7 protein-coding genes are annotated in these 6,321 nt (G+C 60.1%); 2 read left to right on the forward strand and 5 right to left on the reverse strand.

Features of this window, described 5'->3' with window-relative positions; translation table 11 throughout:
- Window positions 1–47 precede the first annotated feature (47 nt).
- Both NKJ84_RS19140 and NKJ84_RS19145 read left to right on the forward strand, forming a co-directional pair.
- Window positions 48–863, forward strand: coding sequence for an oxidoreductase (locus tag NKJ84_RS19140; RefSeq protein WP_352507758.1), 816 nt, complete (start codon window positions 48–50; stop codon window positions 861–863).
- A gap of 259 nt (window positions 864–1,122) precedes the next feature.
- Window positions 1,123–1,323 (forward strand): hypothetical protein, encoded by a 201-nt coding sequence (locus tag NKJ84_RS19145; RefSeq protein ID WP_352507759.1) that lies wholly within the window; start codon window positions 1,123–1,125, stop codon window positions 1,321–1,323.
- 27 nt (window positions 1,324–1,350) lie between these two features.
- On the opposite strand, the gene NKJ84_RS19150 is transcribed toward NKJ84_RS19145, so the two are convergent.
- The 5 genes from NKJ84_RS19150 to NKJ84_RS19170 form a co-directional block, all read right to left on the reverse strand.
- Window positions 1,351–1,980 carry a hypothetical protein gene (locus NKJ84_RS19150; protein WP_352507760.1) on the reverse strand — a complete coding sequence of 210 codons (630 nt, stop codon included), beginning with the start codon at window positions 1,978–1,980 and terminating at the stop codon, window positions 1,351–1,353.
- Window positions 1,980–2,840: a lanthanide ABC transporter permease protein PedC gene (locus NKJ84_RS19155; RefSeq protein WP_352507771.1), complete on the reverse strand. Its 861-nt coding sequence runs from the start codon at window positions 2,838–2,840 to the stop codon at window positions 1,980–1,982. Before NKJ84_RS19155 ends, NKJ84_RS19150 begins: the two co-directional genes overlap by 1 nt.
- Before the next feature lie 11 nt (window positions 2,841–2,851).
- Window positions 2,852–3,640: a lanthanide ABC transporter ATP-binding protein PedB/LutE gene (locus tag NKJ84_RS19160; protein WP_352507761.1), complete on the reverse strand. Its 789-nt coding sequence runs from the start codon at window positions 3,638–3,640 to the stop codon at window positions 2,852–2,854.
- Between the two features lie 98 nt (window positions 3,641–3,738).
- Window positions 3,739–4,710: a YVTN family beta-propeller repeat protein gene (locus tag NKJ84_RS19165; protein WP_352507762.1), complete on the reverse strand. Its 972-nt coding sequence runs from the start codon at window positions 4,708–4,710 to the stop codon at window positions 3,739–3,741.
- Between the two features lie 21 nt (window positions 4,711–4,731).
- Window positions 4,732–5,982: a lanthanide ABC transporter ABC transporter substrate-binding protein PedA1 gene (locus NKJ84_RS19170; RefSeq protein WP_352507763.1), complete on the reverse strand. Its 1,251-nt coding sequence runs from the start codon at window positions 5,980–5,982 to the stop codon at window positions 4,732–4,734.
- Between the last annotated feature and the right edge of the window lie 339 nt (window positions 5,983–6,321).

Below are 6,321 nucleotides of genomic sequence, written 5' to 3' on the forward strand. Positions count from 1 at the left end.
TCGCGCTTCTCCCCCGCAATGCAAACACGAAGAGAGATGTGATCTTCATGAACAGGACCAATCTAGGCGTCGCCCTGGTGACCGGGACATCCAGCGGCATCGGGCACACAACGGCCAAAGCCCTGCAGAACGCGGGCTTTCGCGTGTTCGGAACCAGCCGTCGCGCGGTCGTCGACCGATCCGATGGCGTTACCATGCTGGCCTGTGACGTGACCGATGACACGTCCGTGGCGAAACTTGTCCAGGACGTGCTGGCCGAGACCGGGCGCATCGACCTGCTTGTCAATAATGCCGGTGTTGGCCTGCTTGGTGGCGCGGAGGAGTCCTCGGTGGCCCAAGCCAAGTCGCTGTTTGACGTGAACGTCTTTGGCGTTATGCGAGTAACCAAAGCGGTGTTGCCGACAATGCGCCGCCAAGGCAAGGGCAGAATCGTCAATTTGAGCTCGGTGCAGGGGTTCATTCCAGCTCCCTATTTCGCGCTTTATTCGTCGACCAAGCATGCCGTTGAGGGCTACTCCGAATCGCTCGACCACGAACTGCGTCCTTTCGGAATTCGCGTCGTGTTGGTGGAGCCCGCGTATACCCGCACCTCATTTGAAGAAAATCTCGCCAGGCCGGATCAGTTGCTCGATATCTACGACTCTGCGCGCGCCGGCATGAATGCAGCTGTGCGCAAAGCGATGGAAAAAGGCGATGCGCCGGAAGTGGTGGCCAGGACCGTTTTGGCGGCTGCGACCGATCCCGCTCCGAAGGGGCGCTATGCGGCTGGAAAAATGGCGCGCCAGGTCAGTTTCCTGCGCCGTTTCGTCCCCGCATCCGCATTCGACAAAAGCCTGCGAAAGCAACTCGGGCTCCCGGTTTGATGAAATCGACGAACAATCGGAATCATCGACGCTGGAAACATCGGCACCGCATTGGCGCGGCGCAACCTGACGCGATTGCTCTGGAGAACGCCCTGCGGTCGTTGGCGTTAGATTAGCGGTATGTTATGTTGCGGCGCGAAAGAGCGGGGGCCACCTCCCTTCACACCCGTAAGCGATCTGTATGTGCGACCCCTGCAGACTGGTGGGTAACACGGAAACCTCCCGGCATGGGTTCGGGATTCGATGGGGACAAGGGGCAATGCTTTACACGCTCGTTATGATGGTCTGCCTGACGGCTGTGCCGCAGACCTGTGAACAACGCGAACAGATGGTGGACGGCCTGGCGATGAATCCCGGGACCGCCTTCATGCAGGCGCAGCCGCTGGTCGCTCAGTGGATCGAGACGCATCCCGGTTATTTCGTGCAGCGCTGGCGCGTGCTACCCGGCCGGGGTTCGTGATATCCGCCGCGACGATCGAATGAGCTTCTATTTCTTCGCGCCGAGCGTTTCCGAGACGACCTTGGACAATTGATAAAGCCGCTGCTCGATTATCGTCGGCACTTCACAGACGTAAGTCAGTGATTGGACGCGTTCATTGAAAATTCGCGTTGCGAATTTCAGCTGTTCGGTTCGCCGATCGATCTCTTCGGGATCTGCATCCGGCTTTGCCCGCAACGCATCGACATCGGACCCTTCCTTGCGCAACGCGGCGGCCATTTCGAGCTGCTTGTGGGCGTAGCGGGAAATGCCCGAAATCACCTGCGAGCGCTCGGCGTCCAGGTGATCGAACATGCCTTGCACCAGCATCGCCATTTTGGGTGCAAGCTGTTCTGCCGGCAAGGAAGCCGCGAAATCCCTGATCTTCTTTTGAGCTTCCGCAATCGGCATCCGGCGAGCTGCCACTTCCTCGATCAGGGCGGAGATGGTGGGGTCCTTCGACCAGTCCTTCGCCGCTGAAGGAAGGTCCGGTCCGTTCCAGATCTGGCCGAGCGACAGTTGCGGCACCTTGCGCTGCATGCAGGGCCAGTCTGGATCGGGGTTGGCTGCCATGGCGTTGATGCCCGGCGCGAGCATGGCAACCAGAGCCAGGCCGCGAACAAGGCTCATTCGTGCCATCAGGTATTTCCTCCCGTGTCCTGTTTGCGGGTCATCAGGCCGCGCGAAGGGTCGTAGGCGATGATGGCGGCGGCAAGGAACAGCAGCGTGCAGCTGGCAACGACGGCTAGCGACAGCCACTCAACCTGGCCGTAGAAGGCGAAGCGGATCAGTTCGACGGCGTAAGTAAAAGGATTGGCGAGGCAGATCTTGTAGAGCAGGGGGCTAGCCTCCTGGATACGCCACAAGGGATAGAGTGCCGGAGAAGCGAAATAGCCGGGAAAGATGACGAAGTTCATGATGCCAGCGAAGTTTTCGAGCTGCTTGATCATCGAGGACAAAAGCATGCCGAGCGCGCACAGCATCATGCCTGACAGGAACAGCGCAGGCAGTACGGTGAGATAGCAAAGCGGCGGCGCCTTGACGCCCCAGAACCAGGCAACGATAAGGAACGCGTAAACCTGCGCGATCGACACGGCGACACCGGCGAGCATCTTCGAGATCAGTAAAAACCAACGCGGGAAGGGGCTGACCAGCAGGGTGCGCATGTTGCCCATTTCGCGGTCATAGACCATCGACAGCGAAGACTGCATGCCCGAAAACAGCAGAATCATGCTGCACAGGCCCGGCGTGATGTAGACCTCGTAGAGCACGTAGGTCTTGTAGGGCGGGATGATCGATACGCCGAGCACCTGCCGGAATCCGGCGGCAAAGATGAACAGCCAGACGAGCGGCCGAACCAGCGAGGATATGAAGCGCTCGCGCTGATGCAGGAAGCGCAGGCACTCCCGCACGACGATCCCTTTGAGGCAAATGAGGTAGTGACGGAGCCCAAATTGTTCGAAACTCACCGGCGTGAGGGTCGCGACTTTTGCGGGCATTGCGGGAGCGCTCACGGCGACATCTCCGCGATGCCGCTTGTTTCGATGCGGTTGAGCTTGGAAAAGGCGTCGCGGATCGAACTGGCACCGCTCGTCGCAACGACGTCGGCCACCTTACCCTTGGCCACCAGGTCGCCCTGCCGCAGCACGACGACATGGTCGCCGTCGTCGACCTCATCGATCAGATGCGTCGCCCACAGCACGCCGATGCCCTCGGTTTCGACGAGGTTGCGGATGGTGGCCAGAATGCCCGCACGCGACTGGATGTCGAGACCGACCGTCGCCTCGTCGAGCAGCAGCAGCGAAGGGCGGTGGAGCAGCGCCCGCGCGATCTCGATGCGCCGCATTTGGCCGCCGGAAAGACTGCGTGCCTTGTCATGCTGACGGCCCTGCATGTTGACTGTATCCAGCAGCGCGGCAATGCGCTGCCGGGCATGGTGTCCGCCGATGCCATGCAATGAGGCGTGGTAGGAGAGGTTCTGGTGGACGCTGAGGTCGAGGTCGAGCGTGCGTGCCTGGAACACGATGCCGACACGCTTGAGCGCTTCGCCCGAAGCGCGGCCGACGTCATGGCCGAAGATGCGGATCGATCCGCGGCGGGTGCCGTAAAGATGGCTGATCAGTGAAAACAAAGTTGTCTTGCCGGCGCCGTTGAGGCCGAGCAGAACGGTGAAAGTTCCCGGCGCGATCGAGAATGAGACATCGTTGAGCGCCCGCTTCGCACCATAGGAATGGCTGACGCCGGCAACGTCGAGCGCCGCCACCTCGTCTCCAGCTCCGCTTGTCCTCACATGCTGCATGCCGCTGGCTCCTTGGGGGCGCGCTGGTTATCTCGTGCACTTGCAACATCCCCGCGGCAAAGATTTGTCATGTCGGCCTCCCTGATAATCCCTGCGGTCTAGTGGGGCGATATGGCCACGCCCCAAGGCTGCTGGCCCACCGTGACCGATTGAACCGGCTCGTCCGTCGCCGTGTCAATGAACGTGATGTCGTTGGAATTGCCGTTGGTGGTGATCAGCGTCTTCTGATCGGGGGTGAAGTCGAGATGCCAGACGCGTTGGCCGACCAGGATGTATTTTTCCACCTCGTAGGTTTCGGTATTGATGACGGCGACGTGGTTCGCCGGGCCGAGCGCGACATAGGCTTTCTTGCCGTCGGCGCTGATCGCGATGCCGACCGGCTGGATAGTTTCGGGCCGCAGTCCCGCAATCGCGAACTGGATCTTCTTCACCACCTCGCGCTTGAAACTGTCGATGACGCTGACGGTGCCGCCGATTTCGGCGCTGACCCAGATCTGTGATCCGTCGGGCTTGAATTGCGCAAATCGTGGACGCGTGTCGACTAGGACATTGTCGGTCACCTCATGGCTGTCGGTGTCGATGAAATGCGCCATGCTGGTGGTTTCGGAGGTGTTGACCATGGTTTTGCCATCGGGGCTGACGGCCATGCCTTCAGGCTCCACCCCAACGGGAATCTCGGTCGTGACTTGCTTGCTCTCGATGTTGATCGCGGTGACGAGATTGTCGTCCTCGTTGGCGACGTAGAGCGTCTTGCCGTCGGGCGAAAGCACGAACAGTTCGGGATCTGGGCCCGATGGCAGCGTGCCCACGATCTGCAGCGTCGCGGTATCGATGATTTCGATCGTATCGTCATCGCTGGCGCACAAATAGATGAACTTGCCGTCATGCGAGATGGTGATACCGCGCGGCCTTTGGCCGACTTCGACGGTCTTCACCACTTGCATCGTCGCCGTGTCGACGACCGTTATCGTATTGTCTTTCTCGTTGGAGACATAAACGGTGTAAGCCCACGCCGGATTGGCCATGACGCCGGTTGCGAGAATGGCGAGTGCGCAAGCTCGTCTCTGCACGAAGATTCCTCCCGATTGGTTCTACTTAAGGACGCATTTCGTTTCCGGCTGATCGACGCCGAGTGTATCGAGCTCGGAGATTTGGTGGAGATAACCCTCCTGTGGCGATGTCGAGACGACGGATTTGGTGTCGCCGAGCAGGATTGGCTGGCGAAGCTGATGGTTCCACTTGCGGAAGGTCAGCTTCTGTCCCTTGAAGGCGGCGACCGAGAAATCGTCCGAGCGGATGTAGTCGCCGATCTTCTTCGGATCGTCGCCATTGGTCCGCGTGCTGGCTTCGCCCACCACCCGCACCGCCGTCCAGGCCGACATGTCCTTGGACAGCATTCGCCGACCGGTCGTCCTCAGGAAACGGCTCTGCATCTGGATGCCGCCCCATTGCTCGCTCGCGGGATGCCAGGAGGACGCGACAAGGCCCGCCGTGCCGGCGACCAGCCGCGGTGTCCAGGTGCGGTAGGGCACATAAGTTCCGAACACCTCGCTCTCATCGGCGACAAGCACCACGTCATGCTCCGGCAGATCCTGCGTGAACACGGAAATCTGCTGCTGTATCTGCGTGGCGCCGGTGTCGGTGCGGCGCGCCGTGCCGGTGTCTTTGAACTCCTTCTCGGCGACGATCTGACCGCCGAAGCGGGCCGCCGCGCGGCGCAGCGCGTCCGCGTAGAGATGATCCTGCTCATGCGAACCGTAGAGCAGCACCCAATTCGGCCATTTCTTTACCACGAGATACTGCGCCAGCGCGTCAGCCAGCATGCTTCGCGTCGGCGCGATATGGAAAATATTTATGCGGCAGTCTTCCTCGCGCAGGCTGTCGTCGGTAGCACCGACATTGAAGACCAGAACGCGCTTGTCGCGGGCGATGTCTGCGATCGACAGCAATTGCATGGCCGAGAGGTCCGCGACAACATAGCGGTCACCTTTGGCAATCAGATCGTTGAAGGCTTGGACCGCGTCGGCGTCCGGCTTGATCTCGGTTATGTCGAGGCTGAATTTCTGGCTGAGGAACTTTCCTGTCGTATTGTTGTCGCCGATCGCCACATTGGCGCCGGCGACACCTTCGTCGCGTGGCGGCAGGTCCAGCAGGGAAAGCGCCAGTTGCGGCGCGTAGGCCCGCAAATAACCTATTCTGATTTCGGTTATTTTTCTTTCCGGCCTGTCGGTTGCGATCGGTTGCTTGCCCGTCACTTCCTGGGCCATCACGTCCGCAACGTCGGCGGTCTGGAAAAAAAAACACAAAAAGGCCGCGAGAGTGCCTGGCACCGCGCTCGTCATCGATAAAACTGCCTGTTCTTGCACTAAAGTCCGATTGTTCCCGGACCAGCGCGAATTCAAGGTGCCCACAATGAGCTTAGCGGACCCCACAAGATTTATCAAAGCCCTGCAAGTGGACTTGCGTGTCTGCTTTAGTCCTATGCCTTTTCGTGGGAATACGGCGATGAATGAGCGTGTTGCGGTCTTGGACTCCGAGATCATCCGCAGCAATGCCGGAATGTGAAACTCTATGGGTTGTCTTGGGAGGATTGCCTGATGAAAACGCGCGCCGCTGTTGCCGTCGCCGCCGGAAAGCCGCTGGAGATCATGGAGGTCGACCTCGAGGGTCCTCGCGATGGC

Source organism: Mesorhizobium sp. M0048, from assembly GCF_040323405.1.
Classification (GTDB): Bacteria; Pseudomonadota; Alphaproteobacteria; order Rhizobiales; family Rhizobiaceae; genus Mesorhizobium.

Excerpts from the sequence above, each read along its gene's own strand:
- NKJ84_RS19145 (WP_352507759.1), top strand. The coding sequence starts at position 1,123 with ATGCTTTACACGCTCGTTATGATGGTCTGCCTGACGGCTGTGCCGCAG.
- NKJ84_RS19140 (WP_352507758.1), top strand. The coding sequence starts at position 48 with ATGAACAGGACCAATCTAGGCGTCGCCCTGGTGACCGGGACATCCAGC.
- NKJ84_RS19160 (WP_352507761.1), bottom strand. The coding sequence starts at position 3,640 with ATGCAGCATGTGAGGACAAGCGGAGCTGGAGACGAGGTGGCGGCGCTC.
- NKJ84_RS19150 (WP_352507760.1), bottom strand. The coding sequence starts at position 1,980 with ATGGCACGAATGAGCCTTGTTCGCGGCCTGGCTCTGGTTGCCATGCTC.
- NKJ84_RS19155 (WP_352507771.1), bottom strand. The coding sequence starts at position 2,840 with ATGCCCGCAAAAGTCGCGACCCTCACGCCGGTGAGTTTCGAACAATTT.
- NKJ84_RS19170 (WP_352507763.1), bottom strand. The coding sequence starts at position 5,982 with ATGACGAGCGCGGTGCCAGGCACTCTCGCGGCCTTTTTGTGTTTTTTT.